The 25431-nt window shown below is 40.6% G+C and carries 26 protein-coding genes; 22 read left to right on the top strand and 4 right to left on the bottom strand.

From position 1 onward, the window contains the following. Positions 1-164: 164 nt before the first annotated feature. Positions 165-1580 (top strand): phosphoglucomutase/phosphomannomutase family protein, encoded by a 1416-nt coding sequence (locus K364_RS0110900; protein ID WP_028308058.1) that lies wholly within the window; start codon positions 165-167, stop codon positions 1578-1580. A gap of 106 nt (positions 1581-1686) precedes the next feature. On the opposite strand, the gene K364_RS26685 is transcribed toward K364_RS0110900, so the two are convergent. Next, the gene (locus K364_RS26685; protein ID WP_156946448.1) at positions 1687-1836 is read right to left on the bottom strand and encodes a hypothetical protein; all 150 of its coding nucleotides are present in this window, start codon (positions 1834-1836) and stop codon (positions 1687-1689) included. A gap of 142 nt (positions 1837-1978) precedes the next feature. On the opposite strand from K364_RS26685, the gene K364_RS0110890 reads away from it, so the two are divergent. The 15 genes from K364_RS0110890 (at position 1979) to K364_RS0110820 (ending at position 16520) form a co-directional block, all read left to right on the top strand. Continuing rightward, complete coding sequence (locus K364_RS0110890) at positions 1979-2392, top strand: glycosyltransferase (RefSeq protein ID WP_028308057.1); 414 nt, start codon at positions 1979-1981, stop codon at positions 2390-2392. Between the two features lie 80 nt (positions 2393-2472). Next, on the top strand, positions 2473-4377 hold the full coding sequence (locus K364_RS23695) for a DEAD/DEAH box helicase (protein ID WP_051533970.1): 1905 nt from the start codon (positions 2473-2475) through the stop codon (positions 4375-4377). Further along, positions 4367-5089 carry a ComF family protein gene (locus K364_RS23690; protein WP_051533969.1) on the top strand — a complete coding sequence of 241 codons (723 nt, stop codon included), beginning with the start codon at positions 4367-4369 and terminating at the stop codon, positions 5087-5089. The genes K364_RS23695 and K364_RS23690 overlap by 11 nt, the downstream gene beginning before the upstream one ends. A 376-nt stretch (positions 5090-5465) precedes the next feature. Beyond that, complete coding sequence (gene hpf, locus K364_RS0110875; RefSeq protein ID WP_028308056.1) at positions 5466-5990, top strand: ribosome hibernation-promoting factor, HPF/YfiA family; 525 nt, start codon at positions 5466-5468, stop codon at positions 5988-5990. A gap of 127 nt (positions 5991-6117) precedes the next feature. Continuing rightward, positions 6118-8604 (top strand): preprotein translocase subunit SecA, encoded by a 2487-nt coding sequence (gene secA, locus K364_RS0110870; RefSeq protein ID WP_156946447.1) that lies wholly within the window; start codon positions 6118-6120, stop codon positions 8602-8604. An 83-nt stretch (positions 8605-8687) separates the two neighbouring features. Beyond that, positions 8688-9792, top strand: a protein-coding gene (prfB, locus tag K364_RS0110865) for a peptide chain release factor 2 (protein ID WP_156946446.1) whose coding sequence is annotated in 2 segments (ribosomal slippage) — positions 8688-8756 and positions 8758-9792 — 1104 coding nt in all. Because the reading frame shifts where the segments join, the coding sequence is not laid out codon by codon here. A gap of 36 nt (positions 9793-9828) precedes the next feature. Then, positions 9829-10533: an LmeA family phospholipid-binding protein gene (locus K364_RS0110860; protein WP_028308053.1), complete on the top strand. Its 705-nt coding sequence runs from the start codon at positions 9829-9831 to the stop codon at positions 10531-10533. A 33-nt stretch (positions 10534-10566) separates the two neighbouring features. Beyond that, positions 10567-12255: a 2-polyprenylphenol 6-hydroxylase gene (gene ubiB, locus K364_RS0110855; protein ID WP_051533968.1), complete on the top strand. Its 1689-nt coding sequence runs from the start codon at positions 10567-10569 to the stop codon at positions 12253-12255. Positions 12256-12341: 86 nt separating this feature from the next. Further along, the gene (locus tag K364_RS0110850; protein ID WP_028308051.1) at positions 12342-12572 is read left to right on the top strand and encodes a 4Fe-4S dicluster domain-containing protein; all 231 of its coding nucleotides are present in this window, start codon (positions 12342-12344) and stop codon (positions 12570-12572) included. Positions 12573-12644: 72 nt separating this feature from the next. Beyond that, positions 12645-12953, top strand: a complete 309-nt coding sequence (locus tag K364_RS0110845) for a Rieske (2Fe-2S) protein (RefSeq protein WP_028308050.1) — start codon at positions 12645-12647, stop codon at positions 12951-12953. A gap of 4 nt (positions 12954-12957) precedes the next feature. Beyond that, the gene (locus K364_RS0110840) at positions 12958-13200 is read left to right on the top strand and encodes a glutaredoxin family protein (protein ID WP_028308049.1); all 243 of its coding nucleotides are present in this window, start codon (positions 12958-12960) and stop codon (positions 13198-13200) included. A gap of 12 nt (positions 13201-13212) precedes the next feature. Beyond that, positions 13213-13533, top strand: coding sequence for a ferredoxin-thioredoxin reductase catalytic domain-containing protein (locus tag K364_RS0110835; RefSeq protein WP_035268556.1), 321 nt, complete (start codon positions 13213-13215; stop codon positions 13531-13533). 169 nt (positions 13534-13702) lie between these two features. Then, positions 13703-14575 carry a YitT family protein gene (locus K364_RS0110830; RefSeq protein ID WP_028308047.1) on the top strand — a complete coding sequence of 291 codons (873 nt, stop codon included), beginning with the start codon at positions 13703-13705 and terminating at the stop codon, positions 14573-14575. 125 nt (positions 14576-14700) lie between these two features. Further along, positions 14701-15525, top strand: a complete 825-nt coding sequence (locus tag K364_RS0110825) for a transketolase (protein ID WP_277995566.1) — start codon at positions 14701-14703, stop codon at positions 15523-15525. Between the two features lie 44 nt (positions 15526-15569). Then, positions 15570-16520 carry a transketolase family protein gene (locus tag K364_RS0110820; protein WP_028308045.1) on the top strand — a complete coding sequence of 317 codons (951 nt, stop codon included), beginning with the start codon at positions 15570-15572 and terminating at the stop codon, positions 16518-16520. A 113-nt stretch (positions 16521-16633) separates the two neighbouring features. Here K364_RS0110820 and hepT read toward each other — a convergent pair whose 3' ends face one another. Both hepT and mntA read right to left on the bottom strand, forming a co-directional pair. Continuing rightward, positions 16634-17053, bottom strand: coding sequence for a type VII toxin-antitoxin system HepT family RNase toxin (gene hepT / locus K364_RS0110815; protein WP_028308044.1), 420 nt, complete (start codon positions 17051-17053; stop codon positions 16634-16636). A gap of 3 nt (positions 17054-17056) precedes the next feature. Further along, positions 17057-17473, bottom strand: a complete 417-nt coding sequence (gene mntA / locus K364_RS0110810; protein WP_028308043.1) for a type VII toxin-antitoxin system MntA family adenylyltransferase antitoxin — start codon at positions 17471-17473, stop codon at positions 17057-17059. A 267-nt stretch (positions 17474-17740) separates the two neighbouring features. Here mntA and ftsE point away from each other — a divergent pair, with 267 nt between their 5' ends. From ftsE to K364_RS23680, 6 genes are all read left to right on the top strand, one after another. Further along, positions 17741-18418: a cell division ATP-binding protein FtsE gene (gene ftsE / locus K364_RS0110805; protein WP_028308042.1), complete on the top strand. Its 678-nt coding sequence runs from the start codon at positions 17741-17743 to the stop codon at positions 18416-18418. After that, the gene (gene ftsX, locus K364_RS0110800; RefSeq protein WP_028308041.1) at positions 18418-19305 is read left to right on the top strand and encodes a permease-like cell division protein FtsX; all 888 of its coding nucleotides are present in this window, start codon (positions 18418-18420) and stop codon (positions 19303-19305) included. Before ftsE ends, ftsX begins: the two co-directional genes overlap by 1 nt. Positions 19306-19404: 99 nt before the next feature. Then, entirely contained in the window at positions 19405-20541 is a 1137-nt protein-coding gene (locus K364_RS0110795) for a murein hydrolase activator EnvC family protein (RefSeq protein WP_028308040.1), read from the top strand. 205 nt (positions 20542-20746) lie between these two features. Beyond that, a complete protein-coding gene (locus K364_RS0110790; RefSeq protein WP_207640844.1) occupies positions 20747-21928 on the top strand; it encodes a S41 family peptidase in 1182 nt (393 codons plus the stop codon). 159 nt (positions 21929-22087) lie between these two features. Further along, the gene (locus K364_RS23685; RefSeq protein WP_051533967.1) at positions 22088-23350 is read left to right on the top strand and encodes a PDZ domain-containing protein; all 1263 of its coding nucleotides are present in this window, start codon (positions 22088-22090) and stop codon (positions 23348-23350) included. 46 nt (positions 23351-23396) lie between these two features. Next, complete coding sequence (locus tag K364_RS23680) at positions 23397-24506, top strand: hypothetical protein (protein WP_051533966.1); 1110 nt, start codon at positions 23397-23399, stop codon at positions 24504-24506. 48 nt (positions 24507-24554) lie between these two features. Here K364_RS23680 and K364_RS25610 read toward each other — a convergent pair whose 3' ends face one another. Next, entirely contained in the window at positions 24555-25295 is a 741-nt protein-coding gene (locus K364_RS25610) for a septal ring lytic transglycosylase RlpA family protein (protein ID WP_051533965.1), read from the bottom strand. Positions 25296-25431 lie beyond the last annotated feature (136 nt).

Genomic DNA, 25431 nt, shown 5'->3' with positions numbered 1-25431 from the left:
GCAGTCATTTTTCTTTACACTATCACAAAAATTTAATTAAAAAAAATTTTAGGCAGGAATTTTTTGTTAATTGAAGAAAAAGTTATAATAAATAAGTCCTAACTTGATAAACTATATAGTGTAGTATTTTGAGTGTCTTTTTCACAATTTAAGGAGGTTTTACAATGAACACAATTAAATTCGGTACGGATGGCTGGAGAGCCATTATGGCAAGGGAATTTACTTTTGACAACCTTAGGCTGGTTGTACAGGCAGTAGCAAATTACATAAGTGAAACTGGTAAAAATGGTAAACTGGTTATTGGCTATGATCAAAGGTTTTTATCTGACAAGTTTGCATTAGAAGCAGCCGAGGTATTAGCGGGCAATGACATACCGGTTTTACTGATAGACAAACCCGCCCCTACCCCAACTACAGCATATGCAATAAAAAAATATGGCGCAATCGGGGCATTAATGATTACTGCCAGCCATAATCCGCCAGAATATAACGGCATTAAATTTATCCCTGAATATGCAGGTCCCGCTACTCCTGAAATTACCGATAGTATAGAAAGGCACCTTAATACATTAACCCTTGATATGGTTAGGATTAAACCCATAAAAACTGCAGATTCTGAAGGACTGATAGAATACATTAGTCCTCTGGATGACTATTTAAATCACCTGTACAGCTTAATAAATTGGGAATATATTAACAAAACACCTGTAAAGGTAGTAGTTGATTCTATGTTTGGTGCCGGAACGGGTTATTTAGATAATTTTCTATGTGACAGTCATTGTCACGTGAATCCCATTCATGGCTGCAGAGATCCCCTTTTTGGCGGAGGTATGCCAGAACCCATGGGTTCAAGCCTTAATGAGCTAGTTCATAAGGTTAAGGAGACAGGTTCTATTCTTGGATTGGCATTAGATGGAGATGCTGATAGGTTTGGGGCCATTGATAGAGATGGAACCTACTTCAGTCCAAATCAAATACTAGCCCTTCTATTACACCATTTAATTGAAAATAGAGGCTGGCTGGGCCCTGTTGCAAGAACTGTGGCCACAACCCACCTCTTAGATAGGATATGTGAACATTACGGCCAGGACATATATGAAACTCCAGTAGGCTTTAAATATATTGGGAAGATCCTTTTAGAGAAGGACTGCATCCTGGGTGGTGAAGAAAGCGGTGGTTTAAGCATTAGGGGGCATATACCAGAAAAGGATGGAATTCTAGCCTGTCTGTTAATAATTGAAATGGTAGCACAGTCCGGCAAATCCCTTGGGGAGCTTATGGAGGACTTATACCAAAAATATGGCAAACTCGTAAGTGAGCGCCTGGATATTGAAGTTCCAGCCGAAAACATGCCTGGCATGTTAGCTGCAGTCAGGGATTATTCACCTGCCAAGATAAATGGTCAGTTAGTTGTGGAAAAACTAACAGTTGATGGGATAAAGCTAAAGATGGCAAATGGATCCTGGATGCTTATACGCCCTTCTGGTACAGAGCCCTTATTTAGGCTTTATGCAGAGGCAGAGAGTGAGGATGAATTAAGGAAAATACAACAATTTGTTCGGGAGGATCTAGATTTTTAAGCAGGATAGTTTTAACACGTATGGCTGCACAGCTGCGAAGAGAAGCCTTTTGTATTGGTGAAATACAAAAGGCTTCTCTTATAAGATCTATCAGGAAGTATAAGTTTCACTTGATATACGCCTTTAGTTCCTCGTCAGACATTTCTCTATAGCAGCGAGCACATATTTCACCATTTTGTGTACAAACAGGTGCCAGTTCTAAATCATCCTGGAGCTTTAAAGAAGCCCCACAGCGAATACATTCATCGGCCGGCATATAGCATCATCCTTTCAAATAAAAATCTCAATTACAGTAATTCCATATTTTTAAAACAAATATACAGGAAAACTCAGAATAAACTGTGTAACCTTTCCCTCTATAGCTGCATATGATAACAGTGTAGGGGGAGGTGACAGTAGTGGGAATATATATTTTCTTGGTTGTTATTATAGGGTTGCTTTCTTTTATTTCAACCCTATACATAAAAAATGCCACCTTGAGGGAATATGAATCCACCCTTGTGCTAAGGACTTACAATTGTGCAGAAATCTGTGAAGGGGTATTAAGAGATGTGGTGAATATTATGAAAAGGCAGGCTGCTCATGAATTAATTGTGTTAGATAAGGGATCTGATGACGGAACCTATGAAATCTTAAAAAAATTAGCAGCTAAGTATACTTTCCCAGTGCTGCAGATAAATGATGAGCAGGAGCCCAAAGAAATCATAGAGATGTACAGTGAGGCGTTGGGTGCGTCAGGGGGCTATCAGCTGCTGGTTATGGATAAAGATACAGAATATTTTACTGCCAGGAGCCAGATTAATAGAATATGACATGTATCTACATATAATACTAGATTTCACTGAAGGAAAGGTAGTATTGAGTAAAGAAATATATGCCAGGGGGGATTATCATGGGAATGCGGTACATGCTCTATATAGCCTGGAATAAAGATAAATACATAGTTAACCTGTCGCATGACCCGGTGTTAGACCTGAACTTTCATATGGATGTTTGGGGCTGTCAGCAATTGTGGATTCTTACTCCTCCCCTGCTTCTTGGACAAGCCTATTTTATTTTAAATTCTGCTGCTGTCCACGAAGAAATAAAAGGCACTAAATTCAGCGGAAGAGATTCATCAATTAAAGGCATTGCCAGATACCTGGCAGGAAAGATACCCTTCACATTATCTCATGGAAACCAGTTAAAGGAAAAATATGATTTGGTGCAGCATTGGCTTGTCAGGTTAGGTCTAGGTGAGCTTGATGAACCACAACTAATAACATGCTCTAATGCCCATGTGAACAGGGTTAAGATACTGGAGAAAAGGCAGGAAGCCAATGCAATACTGCCATGCCTTGAAGGAAGGTATGTTTTAGCTGATGAAGCTGAGGCCCTGCTTAATTACAGTAAGATCAACATTGAAAACCCCCTGGAAGATTTGCTCCAGATTTTGTCTCTGCAGCATAAAGCAGAGGTTTTTCCAGGTGTAGGGCAGGGGAAAAAGAGGCAGTTAAAATGCTTTCGGTGCGGCAGCAGCGAGAATCTCAAACAGTCTTATTGTTTAGAGTGTGGTTCAAATGATTGCTGGTATTGCGAAGACTGTATTTCCATGGGAGAATCAAGAGAATGTATGCAATTATATGGTTTTCCCCACTACAGCAAACCCATTCCCAAGCAGGTTGAAATACACTTTGACTTTGAACTTACTCCGGCCCAAAAGGATGCAGCAGTTAATGTGTGGAAATTCGCCAAGAGCAGTGAATTGAATAAATGTCTGGTTTGGGCAGCTTGTGGAGCAGGAAAAACAGAGGTTTCTTTTCCATGTATTGCAGATGCATTAAAAAGGGGCTGCAAGGTATTATTTGCAGTGCCAAGAAAAGACACCATAATAGATATTGAAAAAAGAGTAAGAAAGTGCTTTAGTGGGGTAGAAATAGCAGCATTGTATGGGGGAAGTGGCGAAAGGTTTAAAAGGGCGGATTTGATTTTAGCCACAACTCATCAGGTATTAAGGTTTTATGAAGCATTTCATTTGGTTATTTTAGATGAGGTAGATGCCTTTCCATATCATGGCAGCACCATGCTGTATAATGCTTTAAACCGTGCCTTACATCCCAGAGGGAAAATCATCTATATGACTGCAACACCACCGCCATATCTGCTGAAAATGGACAGAAGCACCATTGAAATTGTCACAATACCTGCCAGACATCATGGTTACCCCCTGCCTGTGCCTGAAATTATTATAGACAAGTCCCTTCAGTTAAAAGATAATGATCTGGTTATTCCAGAAAAGGTGTTGGGTTTCCTTCATGAAAGTATAGAAGGAGAATTTTCCCAGGTGCTTATCTTTGTACCTACAATTTTTTTGTCTGAAAGGGTTGGGGAAATACTTAAAAAAGCCTTCGAACTCCCCCCTTTTAATAACTTTGGGGGAAATTGGGTTGATTATACCCATTCTCAGGATCCTGAAAGGGACAAAAAACGAGAGGGCTTTCTAAAGGGTGAGTTCCCTGTTCTGGTTACAACAACCCTTATGGAAAGAGGTATTAATGTACCAAAGGTAAATGTCATTGTATTATTTGCAGAAAATCAATATATTTTTGATACGGCAACCCTGGTACAAATGGCAGGCAGGGCAGGTCGAATGACAGATAATCCGTCAGGCAAGGTGTGGTTTATTGGTTCCCAGACAACTCCCTTTATGAAGCAGGCCATATCCTGGATTAAAAGCATTAATAAGGAGGCAGCGGATAAAGGTTATTTGAAAAGACTGCCTAATACAGGGAGGCTGAGAGTAAAGAATGTTAAATGAGCTAACAAAGAGTTTAAAACATATTATCTATACAAAAGAAAATAAGTGCTGCTTTTGTAATAATTCCCTTACCTTATATGAAAATATTTTTTGCAATAAATGCTTATATGGGATAAGCTCATGGAATAATAATTATATTACCTGTAAAATATGCGGCAAGTTCATTAAGGGCCAAATAATATGTAATGACTGTGGGAAATCAAGGCCGCCTTTTATAATGGCAAAAGCTGTTGGTGCTTATGAAGGGATAATAAAGGAGACACTTCAAAGGTTTAAATATCAGGGGTTACAAAGCCTGGCTGGACCAATGGGGAGACTTATGGCCCTGGAGGCTTTAAAGTATAAGGAGTTTATGCAGTGCAGCTTGATTACCTTTGTCCCTTTAAGCACCGAGCGATTAAGAGAAAGGGGATATAATCAATCACAGCTGTTAGCTCACGAATTAAGTCGTTATATTAGGCTTCCTGTTGGAGATCTTTTGAAAAAGACTATTGATACCGAGCCAATGGCTAAGCTGACAAAAGAGGAGCGGCTTAAAAACCTTGCCCATGTCTTTAGAGCCAAAAAACAGGTAAACCTCCAGAGGGTAATCCTTGTAGATGATGTTTATACTACCGGCAGCACTGTATCATTATGTTGTCGTGAATTACTGAAAGGAGGCATAAAAGAGGTTTATGTGCTAACATTTGCAACAGGTTGTGACATTATGTAATAAATATGCATACTTTCAGACCTGTGCAAAGGACATTTTTTCTTTTTCCCCAGCCAGAACCATTGGAGTATAGGTTATTAACAACTTTATCCACATTATCCACAGGTTAATTAACCATATTCGTCCATTAACAATAAAGTTCGACATGGATTGCTAATGATTGCAAGGATTTAAGGAAATTGTAGAAATATATTCATGAGCGCTAATGTATATTTATACATAGAAATCAAAAGCCTCTGAACCAAGTCTTCTTTATCGACAATTACTGCCAGATAAAGGCATATTATTGAAGAAAGTATGGAAAAATAGTTTAAAAGAAGGATTTTTTTACCTGAGAATTGAATATATAAAAAAAGAAATGAAAGGAGCGGATGTTATGAATATTAATGTCAGGGGCAAAAATGTTCAGGTTACTCCAGCTTTAAAGGATCACGTTGATAGAAGAATTGGAAAGTTGGGGCGATTTTTTGACACCGATCAGGAAGCCCAAGTAACACTTACAGTAGAAAAAGATAGACATAAGGTTGAGGTTACCATGCCGCTCAATGGATATCTCCTAAGGGGTGAAGAAGAAACTGGAGATATGTACGCATCCATCGATATGGTTATTGACAAGTTAGAAAAACAAGTAGAAAAATACAAAACCCGTGTTTCTCGAAAGATAAGAGATGCCAGTATTAGAGAAATGCCGCCATTAAGTGAGATAGCTGAAGAAGAAGAACCCCAGCTGGTTAGAACTAAAAGATTTGCTCTAAAGCCCATGCCAGTTGAAGAAGCGATTATGCAGATGAATTTGATAGGACACAGTTTTTTCGTTTTTTCAAATGCTGATACAGAGGAAGTAAATGTGGTCTACAAAAGAAAAGACGGAAACTATGGTTTGATAGAACCTGAATTTTAAAGCTTCGGAGAGGGGAAACCCTCTCTTTCTAATTATTGGCACCATTGCCTTGAACATAAGTTGAAATAAATGGAATTGAATGATAAACTATTAGAATACAGTAAACCTTTGAGGGGTGCATATATATATGTTGGGTTTCATAAAAAATCTTTTGGATGATAATAGTAAGCAAATAAAGAAAATGCAGAAAACTGTAGACATAATTAACCATTTAGAAACAGACATTAAAAAGCTTGGTGACTCTGAGCTTAGAAGCAAGACGGAAGAATTTAAGTCCAGAATTGATAATGGTGAAGGCCTGGATACCATACTTCCTGAAGCCTTTGCAGTAGTCAGAGAAGCCTCCTGGCGCGTCTTGAAAATGAGACATTTTGATGTTCAGCTAATGGGCGGCATTGTGCTGCACCAGGGTAAAATCTCTGAAATGAAAACCGGTGAAGGTAAAACACTAGTAGCTACCCTGCCGGCATACCTTAATGCCCTTACTGATAAAGGTGTCCATGTTGTTACAGTCAATGATTACCTGGCCAGGCGTGATAGTGAGTGGATGGGTGAGGTATATAAATTCCTTGGGTTAAGTGTTGGATTAATAGTACATGGGTTAGATGCTCAACAGCGAAGAGCTGCATATAACTCTGATATAACCTATGGTACTAATAATGAATTTGGTTTTGACTACCTTAGAGATAACATGGCCATTAGTATAGACCACCTTGTGCAGAGAGAACTTAATTACGCAATTGTTGACGAGGTTGATAGTATTCTAATTGATGAGGCCAGAACCCCCCTTATTATATCAGGGCAGGCTGATAAGCCAACCCAGCTTTACTATACAATTGCAAGGCTTATTCCGAGGCTTAAGAAGACCGAGGATTATATAGTAGATGAAAAGGCCAGGGTTGTAACCCTTACTGAGGAGGGTACGGAGCGTGTAGAGCAAATGCTGGGGATAGAAAACCTTGCTGATAATATGGAGGTTAGTCACCATGTAAACCAGGGCCTGAGAGCCCATGCCCTCATGAAAAGAGACAGGGATTATGTTGTCAAGGAAGGTCAGGTTGTTATTGTAGATGAATTTACAGGCCGCCTTATGTTTGGAAGAAGGTATAGTGAAGGACTGCATCAGGCAATTGAGGCAAAGGAAGGGGTTAAAATAGAAAACGAATCCCAGACCCTGGCATCTATTACCTTCCAGAACTATTTCAGGATGTACAACAAGCTTGCAGGCATGACAGGTACTGCGGCAACTGAAGAGCCGGAATTTGTAAAGATATACAAGTTGAGCGTGGTTGAAATTCCAACTAACAAACCCATGATTCGTGAAGATAATTCTGACAAGATTTACAGAACCGAAATGGGTAAGTTTGAAGCTGTTGTTGAGGAAATTGTTGAGAGAAATGCCAAGGGACAGCCTGTCCTGGTGGGTACCATATCCATTGAAAAATCAGAGCTAATATCCCAAATGCTTTCTAGAAAAGGAGTTGCCCATGAGGTTTTAAATGCCAAGCATCATGAGAGAGAGGCAGAAATAATAGCCAATGCAGGGCAGAAAAAGGCTGTTACCATAGCTACCAATATGGCCGGCAGGGGTACTGACATTGTACTGGGTGATGGTGTAAAGGACCTTGGAGGTCTTCATATTATAGGTACGGAAAGACACGAGAGCCGCAGAATTGACAACCAGCTCAGAGGTAGAGCTGGTCGTCAGGGAGACCCAGGTTCAAGCAGGTTCTATGTATCCATGGAAGATGATTTAATGAGACTCTTTGGTTCTGACAGCCTGGGCGGCATCATGGATAAATTAGGCATGGATGACAGCACACCCATTGATCACCCACTAATTTCAAAATCCATAGAGAATGCCCAGAAAAAGGTGGAGAGCAGAAACTTTGATATTCGTAAACACGTGCTGGAATATGATGATGTGTTAAATCACCAGAGAGAAGTCATCTACTCTGAAAGATTAAAGGCTCTTAAGGGGGAAAAGGTTCACGAGACAATCCTTGGCATGATTGAAAGTGTAGTGGATAAAACAATAGACATGTACGCTGCCGGCAGTCCCTATCCTGAGGAATGGGATCTAAAGAGCCTAATTGACTACTCTGAGCAGCTGTTCCTTGTAAACAACAAGCTGACTGCTGAAGAACTTGCCAGGCTGGAAAAGGATGAATTAAGAGAGATGTTCCAAGAGCTGGCCCTTGAAAACTATAAAAAGAGAGAAGAAGAAATTGGCCCGGAATTGTTTAAGGATATTGAGAAGTATGTGCTGTTAAAGGTGGTGGATCAGAAATGGATGGATCACCTGGATTCAATGGACCAGCTGAGGCAGGGAATAGGCTTGAGGGCCTATGGCCAGCAGGATCCCCTTGTGGCCTATAGAAAAGAAGGGCACTTCATGTTCACACAAATGGTTGATAGTATTGAAGATGATGTGGTGCGCTACATTTACAGAATAAACGTGGTCAAGCAATCTGAACAGCCCAGGCAGGTTTCAGAGAATAAATACGCTGAGGATACAGTTCAAAAGCCTGTAAGAGTTGAAAAAAAGATTAGCAGAAATGATCCATGCCCATGCGGCAGCGGCAAAAAGTACAAAAAGTGCTGCGGACAGTAAAGGCGGGAGTCGGAAGTCGGAAGTCGGAAGTCGGAAAATATAAAGTTGGAAAGTTGGAAAACTTCAAAACAGGGGGTTAATTTATGCTAGCAGAGATAAGATGGAGAATGAATAAGGTGGTAAAGGATTTTGATGAATTGAGGGCTTCTCTTTGACCTGGAAAGTAAAAGAATATCTGTCCAAAAGCTTGAAGCAATGATTAACCAGCCGGGCTTTTGGGATGATCAGCAAAAAGCCCAGGAAATCATGAAGCAGTTAAATGGACTTAAAGCTAAGATACACCAGATTCAGGAGATGGAGACATACCTTGAAGAAGTGGAGATAATGTGCCAGCTTAGTGAAGAGGAGAATGATACCGATCTCTTAAAAGAAATAGAAGCTAAGCTTGTTAGCATTGAAGATGAGGTAGAAAAGCTGCAAATAGAGGTTTTATTAAGTGAGCCTTACGATAAGAATAATGCAATTATATCACTTCACCCAGGAGCTGGGGGTACTGAATCCCAGGATTGGGCTGAGATGCTCTATAGAATGTATATGCGTTGGGCAGAGAAAAAGGGCTTTGTTATTGAGGTGCTGGATTTTCTTCCTGGCGATGAAGCAGGTATAAAAAGTGTCACATTTAGTGTGGCTGGGGATAATGCTTATGGTTATCTCAAATCTGAAAAAGGGGTTCACCGCCTGGTAAGAATATCTCCCTTTGATGCTTCCGGCAGAAGGCATACTTCCTTTGCTTCGGTGGATGTGATTCCTGAGGTTTCAGATGAGGAGGAACTAAAGATAGATCCTGTTGAATTAAAGGTTGACACCTATCGAGCAGGGGGCGCCGGCGGACAACATGTAAATAAAACAGATTCGGCAGTTAGGATAACCCATCTGCCTACCGGCATTGTTGTGCAGTGTCAAAATGAAAGGTCCCAACATGCAAACAGGCTGGCGGCTATGAAGATTCTAACTGCAAAGCTGTTTGAATTAAAGCAAAGGCAAAAGGAAGAGGAACTGGTAAAAATAAGAGGAGAACAGCAGGATATAGGCTGGGGCAGTCAAATCCGGTCATATGTGTTCCACCCCTATAGTATGATAAAGGATCATAGAACCGATGTTGAGGTTGGCAATGTAGAAAAGGTTATGAATGGAGATTTAGATATTTTCATATCTGCCTACCTTCATGGTCTGGGGAGCCAAAAATAGACTGCTAACCTAAAGTAACGAATGGGGGAGTCGTTAATGAAGAGGTTGTTTTCTATCATCCTTATTTTAGGACTGCTCATGGCACTTGCCCAGATGATTTTGCCAGGCAAATTAGCAGCAGCCATGGAAAAGGCTCTTCAAGAGCAGTGGGAAATGCAGGATGTCCAGGTGAAAATATATGCATTTCCAGCCATAAAAATATTAACAGGCAGAATAGACAGGGCAGAAATCTTTGTGGGGTCGGCAGTTTTTGGCATGGTTCCTGTAAATGACCTTTATATAGAGTTAAAGGAAGTAAGAATTGATGTAGTAAGTGCACTGCAAAGGGATATTAATTATGAAATGCAGAGGGCTGGTACTGTTAAATTTAAAATAACAGAACAGGGACTGAATGACTATCTTAAGGATAACCCCATAAGTGGGCTTGGTAATGTAACAATAGAATTAAGTGAAGACATCTCAACTGTTAAAAGCCAGGTAACTGTGTTGGGCAGTAAAGTAGACCTTGCCCTCCTAGGAAGGTTTACCCTTAAAAATGGCAGCCTTGCTTTTTTGCCTGAGGATTTTAGGATAGATAAGCATTCCCTGGGTGACTTGTTTAGGGATAGATTTAAAGCTGGAACGAACCTTGAAATAACAATAGGAACCCTGCCCTATGATACTGAGCTCCACAGCCTGGAAACAGGGGAAAATATTATTACCTTTTACGGGACTATTGGCTCTCGCACAGCCCGACCATAAGATGTCTAGAGCAAAGAGAGGATATATTATTAAATGTTGATCAGAAGAAGGTACAAGCATTTAAAAAGATACAGACAGGTGGCTAATATTCTAGCCAGGCATGGATTTGGATATCTGTTGGATAGGCTCAATCTAACAGATATTTTGCCATACCATCAACGACTCAAGCAGGATTCTGATGAACACAAGGATGCAGAAAAAACCAGGGGAGAGAGGTTGAGGCAGGCCCTTACGGAATTAGGAACAACCTTCATCAAATTTGGGCAAATATTAAGCACAAGATCTGATCTCCTGCCAAAGGATATTATCATAGAACTGCAAAAACTCCAGGACAGAATACCTCCCATATCCTTTGAAAGGGTCAGGGAACAAGTGGAAGGGGAGCTTGGAGCACCTCTTGAAGAGATTTTTGAATGCTTCCATGAGGAACCAATAGCAGGAGCTTCAATTGGACAAGTTCATAGGGCGTGCTTGAAGGATGGCAAGGAATGCGTGGTCAAGGTCAGGCGGCCTGAGGTAGAGGCTGTTGTTCAGGTTGATTTGGAAATATTGTTTGATCTTGCCAGGCTTGCTGAGAGTCGCTCTGCCCTTAGCAGACACTATCATCTTGTTGAAATTGTAGAGGAATTTGCCTGGGGGCTTAAACGGGAGCTAGATTATTCAGTTGAGGGTCGTAATGCCGAACGATTATGGAATAACTTTGCCCAGGATGAAGACATAAAGGTGCCAAAGGTATACTGGGATTACAGCAGCACTCAGGTGCTGACACTAGAATATGTAGAGGGCACCAAGCTGAGTAATCTCCAGGAGCTTGACAACAAAGGTTATGACAAAAGAATTATAGCTGAGAAGCTCTCAAGGGCTGTCTTGAAGCAGGTATTACTTGATGGATTTTTCCATGCAGATCCTCACCCAGGAAATATTTTTGTCCAGAAGGGTAATAAGATTTGTTTTATGGATTTTGGTTTAATGGGCTACCTCTCTGAGGAAAGAAAGAAGCAGGTTATCAAGCTTGTGTTAGCCCTGGTGAGAAAAGACAGCAATAAAATAGTAAAGGCCATTCTGGAAATGGGCGTTGTCAGTAAAACCACAGATATAGATAAGCTGAAAAGGGACATGGACATGCTGATAAGCCTGTACTATACTGTGCCTCTCAGCAAAATTAACATTGGAGAGGTAATTGGAGAGGTTTTAGAACTGGCCTTTGCCCACAGGGTAAAAATTCCTACAGAAATGACCTTAATGGCAAAAACGCTTATTGTCTTAGAAGGGGTTCTTAAAGACCTGGAGCCAACAATCAGTATCATTGAGATTGCTGAACCCTTTGCAGCAAAGCTAATAGCACACAAGTATGATCCCAGAAACCTCACCAGAGAGCTATCCAATAGCTTCCAGGAATATTTTGAACTTGTGTCTGGCATGCCCCAAAAGGCTGATCGCTTACTGGATAAGGCCCTGGGGGACGATATGTCTTTTAAGCTGCAAATCCAAAACCTCAATGTAATCTTTGCATATCTAGATAAAATAGCAAATAAATTATCCTTTAGTATAGTACTATTATCCTTTAGTCTTGTCATGGCAGGTCTTATCATAGCTTCCTCCATTGGCAGGGGCGGTAGTGATTTTTTCTGGCAGATTCCCGTTTTAGAAATAGCTTTTGTTTCCTCTTTTATTTTATTTACCTGGTTAATAGTCTCAATTATCCGGTCGGGAAGATTTTGATATTAGTAATTCTTATGTAAGCATGGGATAAATATATCCTGCCTTACAGATAATAAGGTCAAAAGCACATAAAAGGGTGATTGACCTTGAGGTATGAAATCAACAATAATTGTATTGCCTGCGGCAGCTGTGCTGTTGTTTGCGGGCATAATGCCATTGATACAGGTTATAGCCACAGCCAAATAAAAGATATTTCAGGAAAGCAGGAGTTTGGCGACCCTTTTATAATCAACAATAACTGCACAGGATGTGGAGCATGTCTAGCAGTTTGCTGGCCTGGTGCAATTGAAGAAGTAAGGGTAAATCAAATCACATGAAAAAACATAGTTAATATTGTTAATTTAGCAATACTATAGTACTAATACTATACATAGGGGGGACATGTACATATGTGGGTGAAGGTAGCCGAGGAAAGCTTGCTACAGGAAAAGGTGCCCTATCGGGTGAAGGTGGAGGACAAACCAATTATAGTTATTAAGATGGGAGAAGAGCTTTATGCTTTATTAAATTTATGCCCCCATCTTGGTTGTGCGATGCATAAGGGGGAATTGGAGGGATATTTAATTAAATGTCCCTGTCATGATTGGCTGTTTGATATTAGAACGGGGGAATTTACCGCTGCTCCGGAAATTAGACTTCCTATTTATGAGACTAAGGTAGAACAAGGAATAGTATATATTAATATAAAGGGAGAGTGAAAAAATGAAGGTGTTTTTATATGCTCTAAGTACCTGCTTTTACTGTCAAAGAACAAAAAAGTGGTTTAAGGAAAATAATGTGGATTTTGACTTTGTTGATGTGGACCTGCAGGAGGGAGAAGAAAAACAAAAGCTGGTTGATGAAGTCCTGGCCCTAACAGGAGATGCCAAGTTTCCTGTGGTGAAAATAGGTGACAAGCATGTGGTTGGCTATAATGAAGAGAAATTTAAAGAGCTTTTATCTTAAAGGGGTATTAACATGAGCACAAGCAACAGGAAAGAAAAATTTCGCAAGTGGTACGGGGAAGTAGTTGATAAGCTGGGATACAGGTTTTCCAAGGATGAAGAGCTGGTGGAATTCCTTCTTGAACAGGAGGTTCAAATTGAAAAAAAATATGGAAGTCCCTACTGCCCATGTCAGGCAATAGTAGGGGACAGGGAAAGGGACATGAAGATTGTTTGTCCCTGTATTCCCTTTCATAGAGAACAGTTTGATAAAATGAGGCGCTGCTGGTGCGGACTGTTCATTCACAAGGATGTTCCAGAGCGTGAAGAGAGCAGCCTGCAGCAAATTCCATAGACAAAAGCTTTTAGCAGTTAAGGACCATGTTAAATAGTTAAATCAACTATTTAACATGGTCCTTTATTTCACCGCTACCTGCCTTATGAACAACAATTTCTCACCTTTTGTAATTTATGTTAAGGTTGGTGGAATAATAAGGTCATAATATGTCTAAGAGAGGGTTATTATGTCTTCTAAATGGGTACGTTTCGTGATAGAATATCTTGGGATATTTGTAGGAGTAGTATTAACAGCCCTTGCCCTGGTATTATTCCTGGTGCCAAACAAGATTGCTGCCGGAGGAGTTAGCGGCCTGGCAACAGTTGTTTTTCATACCCTTGGCTTTCCTGTTGGTCTGACCATGCTGACAATTAATATTCCCTTGTTTATTTTTAGCGTTAAGGAGCTAGGTGTAAGGTTTGGAATAAAGACCTTATTCGGAACCTTAACCATGGCCATGGTGATAGATTATCTAGAACCAGTTGTCACACCTTTAACTACAGACCCCTTCCTGGCCGCCCTTTATGGAGGTATTCTTGCCGGAATTGGAATTGGTATAGTTTTTAAATTTGGAGGCACCACTGGAGGCACAGACCTGGGTGCCCAGCTGTTAAAAAGATTTACCGGCATGAGCTCTGGTCAGGGGCTTTTGATAATTGATGCTTTTGTCATTACCACAGCGGCAATTTTTTTTAATGTGGAATTGGCCCTTTTTGCCCTTATATCACTCTTTGCCACTGCCAAGTTTATTGATTTAGTTCAGGAGGGTTTTCATTATGCCAGGGCTGCCATTATTATCTCTAACACGCCAGATAAGGTAACCAGGGGTATTTTTGATAATCTAAATAGAGGAGTAACGATTCTGAAGGGACAAGGGGCTTACAGCGGCAGGGAAAGGGATGTTCTCCTTGTTGTAATCAGTCAAGCCGAGGTGACAAGGCTGAAGGTACTGGTACATGACATAGACCATGATGCATTTATAATCATAACTCACGTCCATGAAGCCCTTGGTGAAGGCTTTAAAAGCCTCTCCAACCAGGGGGACGGTTCTTCTGGCTAGTGGCTAGCAGTCAATGAACAGTATTATAGATGCGCAGCCACATCAGTTGCAAAACTTCCTCTGGCTTTTTTAGACAAGTCAGGTGCATCTTTATTTATAAATAATAACCAGGAGGTAGTATGCAGATGGATATTAATGAAAAAAAGTATTTAGAAGAAAAGGCAAACAGGATCAGGCAGCATATTATTAATATGATAGGAGAAGCAGGTTCAGGTCATCCAGGCGGCTCTCTATCGGCTGCAGATATTCTAACGGTTTTATATTATAAGAAGCTGAAGGTGGACCCTGCTGATCCTAAAAACCCATCTAGAGACAGGTTTATTCTTTCCAAGGGACATGCTGCACCAGTGCTTTATGCTGCTCTAGCAGAAAAAGGCTTCTTTCCAATTGAAGAGTTAATGACCTTAAGGAAGATTAACAGCAATCTGCAGGGACATCCCCATATGAAAACTGTTCCTGGAGTAGAGATGTCAACAGGTTCCCTGGGGCAGGGCTTTTCGATAGCAGTTGGACTGGCCCTGGGAGCCGCCATGGATCAGGCTGATTATAGGGTTTATGCCATGGTGGGAGATGGGGAGATACAGGAGGGTATTGTTTGGGAGGCGGCAATGCTGGCGTCACATTACAAATTGGATAACCTTACTGCTGTCCTGGATTATAATGGTCTCCAGATTGACGGAAAAATTGAAGATGTTATGTCGCCAGAGCCGCTGGCTGACAAGTGGAGAGCTTTTGGCTGGAATGTATTGGAGATTGACGGGCATAATCTGGAGGAAATTGACAAGGCTTTTGATGAAGCTGCTTCGTTTAAAGGGCAGCCTACCATGATAATTGCCAGGACCGTCAAGGGCAAGGGTGTGTCATATATGGAGGATTGTGCAGATTGGCATGGGAAAGCATGTAATATAGATGAGAGAAATAAGGCTCTTGCTGAACTAGCCGGCAGCTAAGCATGCAGCTGCCATTTAATAATTTGCCACAGGGAGGATTTTATATGCAAAAAATAGCCACTAGGGATGCCTATGGAAAAACACTAGTTAAGCTGGGAAAAAAGTATGACAATATTGTCGTTTTAGATGCAGATCTTTCCAAATCTACAAAGACTGCTGTTTTTAAAGAAGAGTTTCCAGATAGATTTGTTAATGTGGGAATAGCAGAGCAAAATCTTGCATGTGTAGCCGGTGGGCTAGCACTGGCAGGCAAGGTTCCCTTTGCAAGCAGCTTTGCAATGTTTGCTACAGGTAGAGCCTTTGAAATGATAAGGAACTCAATATGTTATCCAGAGCTCAATGTAAAAATTGCTGCGACCCATGCGGGAATTACAGTGGGTGAGGATGGTGCTTCCCATCAAGCAAATGAAGATGTTGCTATTATGAGGGCTATTCCCAATATGACTGTCTTGGTGCCTGCTGATGCTGTGGAAACTGAACAAATTATAGAAGCTGCTTATCATTATCATGGGCCGGTATACATACGTCTTGGAAGATCAGGGGTTCCCGTATTATATGATGAAAGCTATACCTATAAAATAGGTAAGGCCAGTAAACTAAGAGAAGGTAAGGATGCTTCAATAATTGCCATGGGAATAATGGTGAGCAAGGCCTTGGAGGCTGCAGAAAAGCTGGCAGAAGAAGGTGTTCAGGCTTCTGTATACAATATGTCAACAATAAAGCCTATAGATGCGGCTGCCATTGAGGAGGCAGCCCAATCAGGCTGTGTTGTAACTGCTGAAGAACATAATATCATTGGAGGCCTTGGAAGTGCAGTTGCAGAGGTGCTGGGGGAAAGATGTCCGGTTCCTTTAGAAAGGGTAGGAATCATGGATACCTTTGGAGAGTCAGGAAAGCCAGATGAGCTGCTGAAAAAGTATGGCCTTACTTCAGAGGATATTGCCAGCGCAGTTATAAGGGCACTGGACAGAAAAACATCCTGCCATAAAAGATAAAAGAAAAGCCAAAGAAACCATAGTGTATAGTACAGCGTACATCAAACAGTAAAAATTGCCAGATGAAACAAGGAAAGCTGCCTACGATTTATTAGCAGCTTTTTTTAATTGCATCACAAATATACTCTTCTCATAGTATTGGCAAATTGGGACAAATCTTTAAGCTGTTTTTGAAGAACCGCATAGACAATTTCCGGCTGGATTTTAATATAGTCATGGACAATTACATTGCGAAATTGGGCCATTTTCATCATCCGCTGACCAAAATCTTTATCAAAAATACCCTCTTCAATTAAAACCTGGAACGTATCCTGATTACTTTTAGGCTCCCTGTATCCTTCATAAGATATTATATGATTAGCTATATCCAGGCAAGCCTCAATAGCTATGTGCAAAGTCCTTTCCACATAGCGCCTCACCACTTTATCTGATAAAAACGTTTCCCAATTCAGCTCCTTCCTGGCAGTTTCTAAATCAGTGTAATATTCTGACAGGGAGGACAACTTTCGAATTATTATTTCCCTTTCGATCATATATTAAAGGCCCCTTTCCAAGCGTTTTAAGGCATGGTTATGATATAGATCATAAAATGGTTTCCTGTCAAAATAGGATTTGCGCCGTGTAACTTCAAATGAAACCCTGTAATGGATGTCTTTATCAAGGATAATTTCTTTATTTAACATGACCTGATGTACAAAGTATAAGTCAGCTTCACTTAAATCTACAATATCAACTTTTTTATTTAATACGTTTTCCAGATCTATGGCAAACTCTAATTTCTTTTCAAACCGCTCCTGTAATGAAATTTTATCTGAAAATAACAACGCTAAATCAACATCACTATTTTTATTGTTTTTGCCTTTTACAATGGAACCAAAAAGATATACTGTTAAAACCTCTTTAACGGGTGTGAAATAATCATTAATTTTGGCAGTTATAGTTTCTTTTTCCATCCTTAATCACTTCCAGTTTAATTTTTCTTAGCTACTTTCTTTCCATTTATTTTTTCAGTAAGGTTTTTACTTAACTTAACATGATTATACTTTAATTGCCTTTTTTTAGCAATGAATCTAAATGTTTAAATAGGAATGTTACAATTTCTTACAAACCTTTTTCTACCTGAAGGAATTAAGGTTTTTTTGTCGAAATAGGCTAGATATATGGTAAAAAAATAGCAAATTATTACGAATCATAAAATAGACGCACTAGGAGTGGTAACATTGATACAGTTTTGTAGTGTGACCAAGGTATATGATAATGGCACCACCGCCCTTAACAATATTAACTTGAAGGTAGAAAAGGGAGACTTCCTATTTCTTGTAGGACCAAGCGGGGCAGGCAAGTCCACTTTATTGAGCCTTTTATTTAGAGAAGAGATACCTTCTAAAGGACAAATATTTATCGCAGGAAAAAATATTGTGAGAATAAAAAGACGTGAGCTTCCCTATGTGCGCAGAAACATGGGAATTGTTTTCCAGGATTTTAGATTGCTTCCAGATAGAACGGTTTTTGAAAATGTAGCCTTTACTTTGGAAGTTCTTCAATACAGCAAAAGAGATATTATGAGATTGGTCCCACCTGTACTTGAACAGGTAGGTATTTCACATAGAGCTAAAAACTTTCCAAGACAGCTTTCTGGGGGAGAGCAGCAGCGAACTGCAATTGCCAGAGCTATCATTAACAATCCTCCAATTCTTGTGGCAGATGAGCCAACGGGCAACCTTGATCCTAAAACTTCCATAGAAATAATGAAAATACTGGAAGATATAAACTATCGTGGTACAACCATGCTTGTTGCTACCCATGATAAGGATATAGTGAATTCCATGCATAAAAGAGTTGTAGCTCTTGAGAATGGTAAGCTGGCTAGAGATGAAAGAGAAGGGAGCTACGCCTAATGAGACCCAGGACAATAATTTACTTCTTTAAGCAGGCCGGAAAGTCCCTGTTTCGACATGGGTGGATGGGTGCAGCTTCGGTTTTAACAACGGCTATAGCCCTGCTTATATTTGGTGTTTTTGCTTTAGTAATGATGAATATTAATCTGATCTCCGGTCATGTTGAGTCAACTCTGGAGATTGTTGTTTGGCTTGAAAGTGACGCAGATAAGGAAACTGCAGAAAATGTGGGTACTTATTTGCAAAATCTCAGTCAAGTAACCCAGGTGAGATACGTTCCCAAGGAGGAGGGCCTGGAACAATTAAGCAGGGAGTTTGGTGGAAGTTATGACCTTCTCTGGACTCTTGGAGGGGAAAATCCATTGCCGGACTTTTACGTAGTCAAGGTTAGCAACCCTGAGCTTGTAAAGGCAGTAGCCCAGAGGATTGCCGGTCTTCCCCCTGTGGAAAAGGTAGATTATGGACAGGATTATCTGGACAAGGTTCTATCACTGCTATACTGGGTAAGAATGGTAGGTCTGGGATTGACCTCCCTATTAGCTGCTGCGGCAATTTTCTTAATTGGTAATACTGTTAGGCTCACTGTTTATGCCCGATCCAATGAGATTACAATTATGAAATATATAGGTGCTACGAACTGGTTTGTGCGCTGGCCCTTTTTGCTCGAGGGCATGTTTTTGGGTGCAATAGGTGCAGGTATTGCAGCAGCTTCAGTATATTTTGGTTACAATGTTTTGGTGGAGCATATTACCCCTGCTATAAGCTTTATACCCTTAATCCAGGACAAGGAACTGCTGCTAAATATAGCAGGATTGCTGGTGATTATTGGAACCCTCCTTGGAGGCATGGCGAGCTATTTGTCCCTGGGAAGATATCTGCGATTTTAAATATCAAACTACTAAAGCATTACAATAACATTACCACGTGGGTAATGTACTTATAGATTAATTACACACTTAAACTATTACAGAAAGAGGGGTGAAGAATTGAAAAAAATTGTAGCAGCTGTATTAATTGTTCTATTTGTGGTAGCTTCTCTTGGCACTGCCTCTGCGGACGAGCTTGATCAGCTTAGGAAAGAGCAGGATGTCATTCAAAGGCAGATGGAAGAAGAAAGAAGATCCCTGCAGTCAGCACAGAGACAGTTTAACTCCCTGTCAGATCAGGTTAGGCACCTGGAAAATGAGCTTTCCAAGGTGGAAAGAGAACTTGCTACCTTAAATAGAAATGTTAAAAATGCAGAGGATCTAGTCAAAGAGGCAGAAGCAGAATTAATTGAAATTGAAAATGAACTCCAGGAAAGGGTAGATTTATTTAAGGAACGCCTCAGGCAAATCTACCAAAGGGGTGACGTCAATTTCTTTGAGGTTTTAACCCAATCAAGCAGCATAACTGATTTTTTAGTTAGATTTGAGCTGCTTAAAAAAATAGCAGAGCAAGATATGAACATGGTGGAGGAAATTGATAGACAGCGTTTAATTGCCGAGGAAAAAAAGGAAGAGCTTGAAAAGAAAAGAGACCATGTGGTTCTACTGAAAAAACAAAGCGAAGCCAAGCTTGCACAACTAGAAACCCAGAAAAAAGAGCAGCAGGACTTTTTAGCACAGGTTCGCCAGGAAAAGTCAGTTATTGAAAGGGCCCTGGCTGAGCTTGAGGAGGACTCAAATAAGCTGGCTGCAGAAATACGTAGAATCCAATTGAGCCGCAGCAGAAGTGGGTTAAGTGCTCCAACAGGTAAATTTGCCTGGCCGACTCCTGGTTATAACAGGATTACCTCAGATTATGGCATGAGGGTGCATCCAATACTAAGAACCCAGAGAATGCATACAGGTATTGATATTTCGGCACCAATGGGAAGCCCTGCAGTAGCAGGTGAGGTTGGTGAGGTAATCTATACAGGTTGGTTTGGGGGCTATGGCTGGACAGTGGTTGTTGACCATGGAGGCGGAGTATCATCAATGTATCCACACCTTTCCAGAATCACTGTTAAGGAGGGTGACATAGTTGCCAGAGGCCAGGAGGTTGGTAAAATCGGAACTAGCGGCTTAAGTACAGGACCCCACATGCATTTTGAGGTTAGAGAAAATGGCGATCCCGTCAACCCATGGCCTTACTTGAGATAAACAATAATTTTCATTACATATTTCCATGTGAATATGTGTAAAAATACTATATAGACTAAAGCAGTATCTTAGCTTACAATTAGGATGCTGCTTTCTTATTATGTATAATATTTATCCCTTATCAACATACCATAGAATATGGTACTCTATAGATGTTTTAGAAAGTCAGTTTACTTTTGAAACTATTATACAAGGCGGTGGGAATATGAGTAATTCAGTTGCAAAAAAAATAATGTATGGTGTACTAATATTTTTAATAGTTATTTCAGTATTGATATCCACTAGTGTTGTATATCTCCTAGCTACTAATCACGGCAACCTGGGACAGGTAATTACAGTATTTACCTTGATAAAATCCCAGTCAATACAAGATATTAGCACTAGAGAGTTGATTGAGGGAAGTGTAAGTGGAATGGTTGAGGCCCTTAAGGACCCTTATTCGGTTTACCTGGATAAAACCACCTATGACACCCTCCAGGAGAGAATGCGTGGAACTTATGGTGGTGTAGGATTATTAATTACAAAGGATGCTGAGGGAAGGCTGGTTGTTGTATCTCCCTTTCGAGGAACTCCAGCCCATAGGGCAGGGGTGGCAGCAGGAGATTTCATAACAAAAATAAATGATGAAAATACAGCTGACATGGAACTGGAAACTGCTGCTTCCCTGATGCAGGGTGAGCCAGGAACAGAGGTAACAATCACCATTTATAGAGAAGGCCGTGACCCTAGAGATGTAACCATTATTAGAGAAATTATTACTATACCTTCTGTTGATGGTGAAATACTTGCTGAAGAGCCCGATATAGCTTATATCAACCTATCAATGTTTAATGAAAACACAGGTGAGGAGCTCCAGAGACACATGGATGAGCTAAGGGCAGAAGGATTTAAAGCCCTTATCCTAGATATGCGAAACAATCCTGGAGGCAGCCTCCATGCTGCCATAGAGGTAGCTGATCAATTTATACCTGAAGGACCTGTAGTTCATATAGTCAGCAAATTCAAAACTAATACATTTGAGGCAAAGGGCCCTGCCATTGATGTACCGGTAGTTGTCCTTGTTAATTCCGGCAGTGCAAGTGCTTCTGAGATTGTGGCAGGTGCCATACAGGATACAGGTGTGGGAATACTAGTAGGTGAAAAAACCTTTGGCAAGGGACTTGTCCAGAGTCTGTTTCCAATAGGTGACGGAGCTGCATTAAAGCTGACTACTGCCAGGTATCTTACTCCAGGAGAAAGGGACATCAATGAAAAGGGAATAGAGCCAGACATTGAAATTATTTTAACCCCAGAGGAAACCTTTGAAGCATTACAGGATGCCCCAGACCCAGCTAATGATCCCCAGCTGCAAAAGGCTATTGAAATAATAAAGACAAAAATCAATTAAACTAATGTGATAAAGAACAGGACAAAAAACAGGACTAGGAACGAAGATAATAGAACAGAACTAAAGACTATAGAATAAAATATTAAAACATTGAAAGCTTAAATCAGGTTCTGCAGTTCTATCTGATTTAAGCTTTCGGCAAAAGTTGGTGATAGAATAGTGGAATTTTCTTTTATTGTTGACTTAATACCCATGATTTTAAAATCCTTTGGGTTTTTAATGCTTTCTCCATTTTTTTGGGTCATTGTATTCTTAATAGCCATGCAGTATCGGCGTATTGCAGGGCATAAGGAAAGATTATTTGGAGTAAAGGATGAGACTGTGTGGCAGCAGGTAACAGTTGCCATTATATATGGCGTACTAGGGGGAGTTATTGGTGCCTTGTTAATGATACTAGGAGGCATAACAATTACCAATATAGGTATAGGGTATTTATGGGCGGTGGCTATCTTACTGCTCCTGATAAGTCCAAGATTCTTGTGCTTTTCCTATGCAGGCAGCATCATATCCTTAAGCTACTTGTTGTTTGGGTGGCCTCAAATTGAGGTGGCCCACTTAATGGGTCTAGTGGCCATATTACATTTAGTGGAGAGCTTCTTAATAGTAGCCAATGGTCATTTAGGTGCAATGCCTGTTTATACGAAAAATCATAAGGGGGAGACAGTGGGAGCTTTTACTCTGCAAAAATTCTGGCCCATACCCATTGTTGCCCTTATGGTTGTTACAGGGGTGCCTGCTGGTGAAACTGTACCAATGCCAGACTGGTGGCCCCTTATCAAATCCTTTGAGCCTATTAATCCTGAAAAAAGCTATTATGCCATGCTGCCTGTAATCGCTGCTCTTGGATATGGTGACATTGCCATGACAATGAATCCCCAGCAGAAAAGCTATCACACTGCGGCACTTTTATCTGTGTATAGCATTATTTTATTTATACTTGCAATTATTGCCTCCCACTATGCTTACCTGGCAGTACTGCCGGCTTTATTTGGTGCCCTGGGCCACGAGCTGACCATTTACCTGGGCAAAAGAAACCAAATGCAGGGGAAGCCCCTGTATGTAGCGTCGCAGATTGGGGTCAGGCTGCTGGATGTTGTCAAAGGCTCACCGGCCATGAAAATGGGCATCCGCAGTGGTGATATTATTTTGTCCATTAATAATATGAGGATTGATAACAGATACCACCTGGCAGCCCTGCTGCAAACCATCTATAATTTTGTCGAGATTGAATATGTTAAAAGTACCGATAATAGAATATATCGTGAGACCCTTTGGATCAAACCCGGGAAATCTCTTGGTATTATTCCGGTACCTGAGCCTACAGATAGTGCTCAAGTCACACTTTCTGCCAAGGGTATGTTGGCAAGATTTATTCAAAATATTGTTAAGAAGTTCAATAAGGGAGATAAACCTGGCTGGTAGGAGAGGTGAGGCACTAGAAAGCAACATAAGTAAGGGGGAGAGACTTATGGATAATGCAAGTGGAAGAAATGTCCCAATTTTTGCTGAGGCTATTACTGCAGATGGTTTTATTTCCTATACTGATTCAGTTTTGTCTGGACTTCGAAAAATTTATATACTTTCAGGTGGAACCTATGAAATAAAATCTGATTACCTCAAGAAAACAGCAGCGTATTTGAATAATATGGGAGTTCCCGTTGAATATATCATGTGCGGCATGGATCATAAAAAGGTGGATGGAATTATTATTGCGGCCATTAAGACTGCTGTAATTGATGGAACATACCCCCATAGGTATGTCTCAAAGTATCCAGGAGTGGTTGAACAAACAATCAACCTGGAGGAATGCTGGGATAAAGAGGTACTAGATGAGTGCAGAGAAGAAATAGTACAGCTGACAAATAATATGATGACTGCCATGGAAAAAGGTATTCGCTACCTTAAAACGGCAAGAGAAATTCACAATCATTGGGAAAAGCTTTATGCTGCTGGATTAAAACCTGATAAAGCTGATGAAAAGGCTGAGAAGGTTTTAGATGCAATCTTTAAGGAGGCCAGTCCAAGGATCCGTCATCTTTTTGCAAGCAGCATAAGCTTTGAAGGCTCTGTTAATTTTATTAATGAAATTACTGCTGCGTGTACCAAAAGATTTATTTTAAAAGGACAGCCGGGAACCGGTAAAGCCACTCTAATTGAAAAGGTAGTTAAAGAAGCTAATAGAAGAAATTATGATGTGGATATTTATCATTGTGCCCTTGATCCAAACAAGTTTGACATGGTGGTTATACCACAATTGAAGGTGGCAGTAATTCATGGCACACCACCACACCTGGTGGAGCCCACAAGAATTGGTGACGTGGTGGTTGATATGCTGGAGTGTATTGCTCATGAGGTTGTTGTTGGTTCTTCTGAAAAGGCGGGACGCCTTGAGGAGGAGTTTGAGTTAACCCAGGATCAAGCAGTGCGCACCTTTAGAGATGTAAAGGCATTCCTTGACAAGCTTCATGGGGTATATGCAAAAGCCACTAATAGCTCCAAGATGTATGAAATACTAGAAGGCTTACAGAAAAGTCTTGAAGAGGAAATAGAGAAATACAATAGTAACAACAGCCTATAAAACATAAACCACCCCTGTTCACTGTGAACTACGGGTGGTTTTTATATTTTAATTAGAGAGTACTTCAATTCTAACCTCACCTAGACCATGGGGCCGTAAACCAATGGCTTCTGCTGCAGCCCTTGAAAGATCAATGATTCTGTCTTGAACATATGGCCCCCTGTCATTGATCCGAACCTGTATACTTTTACCAGTATCCATAAAGGTAACATTAACCAGCGTACCAAAGGGAAGGGTCCTGTGGGCAGCAGTAAATTCATGCTGATTAAAAACCTCCCCACTTGATGTCCTTCTGCCATGGAATTTGCCTCCATACCATGATGCAATACCGTTAACTGAGTAGAGGATATCACTATCATCATTACCATTCCCGGGAATGGAGATTTGAATAGTTTTGGTTGCATTATCCCAATTTACAGCATACCCTAGGGCTTCACCAATAAATCTTAAGGGAACAAAGGTAGATCCGTTAATTAATCTTGCCGGCACATCTACAAGCTTTTCCTCGCCATCTATGACAGCAGTATAGCCTTCAATTGAAATATGTATTTTACTGTCATCTATATAACAAATAACAGTATTTGTTCCACTATCCCAGTGGACATTTGCTCCAAAAGCCTCAAACAAAGGTCTCATGGGAACAAGCTTGCGTCCCTCAACATTTACAGGACTGGGATCAAACATATATCCCTCCCCATCAATTACAACTATCGTATCCTGTCCTACAGACCAAGCAGGAACAAAAATCAACACTAATACTAAAAAGATATTCGAAAGGATTCTTTTCACACTATACCTCCCAGTAAAAATAAGGTTATTATATTTTATCTTTTTTTAATTGACATTGCAACCTTTTATGCATATACTAATACAACCAGGGGGACGGTTCTCTTGGCTAAAGCTGCAAACTTTAGCCAAGAGAACC

The sequence above is a fragment of the Desulfitibacter alkalitolerans DSM 16504 genome (assembly GCF_000620305.1).
GTDB classification, from domain to species: Bacteria; Bacillota; DSM-16504; order Desulfitibacterales; family Desulfitibacteraceae; genus Desulfitibacter; species Desulfitibacter alkalitolerans.
Note: the sequence above shows the minus strand (reverse complement) of the source record. Positions and strands in the feature narration are given on the sequence as shown.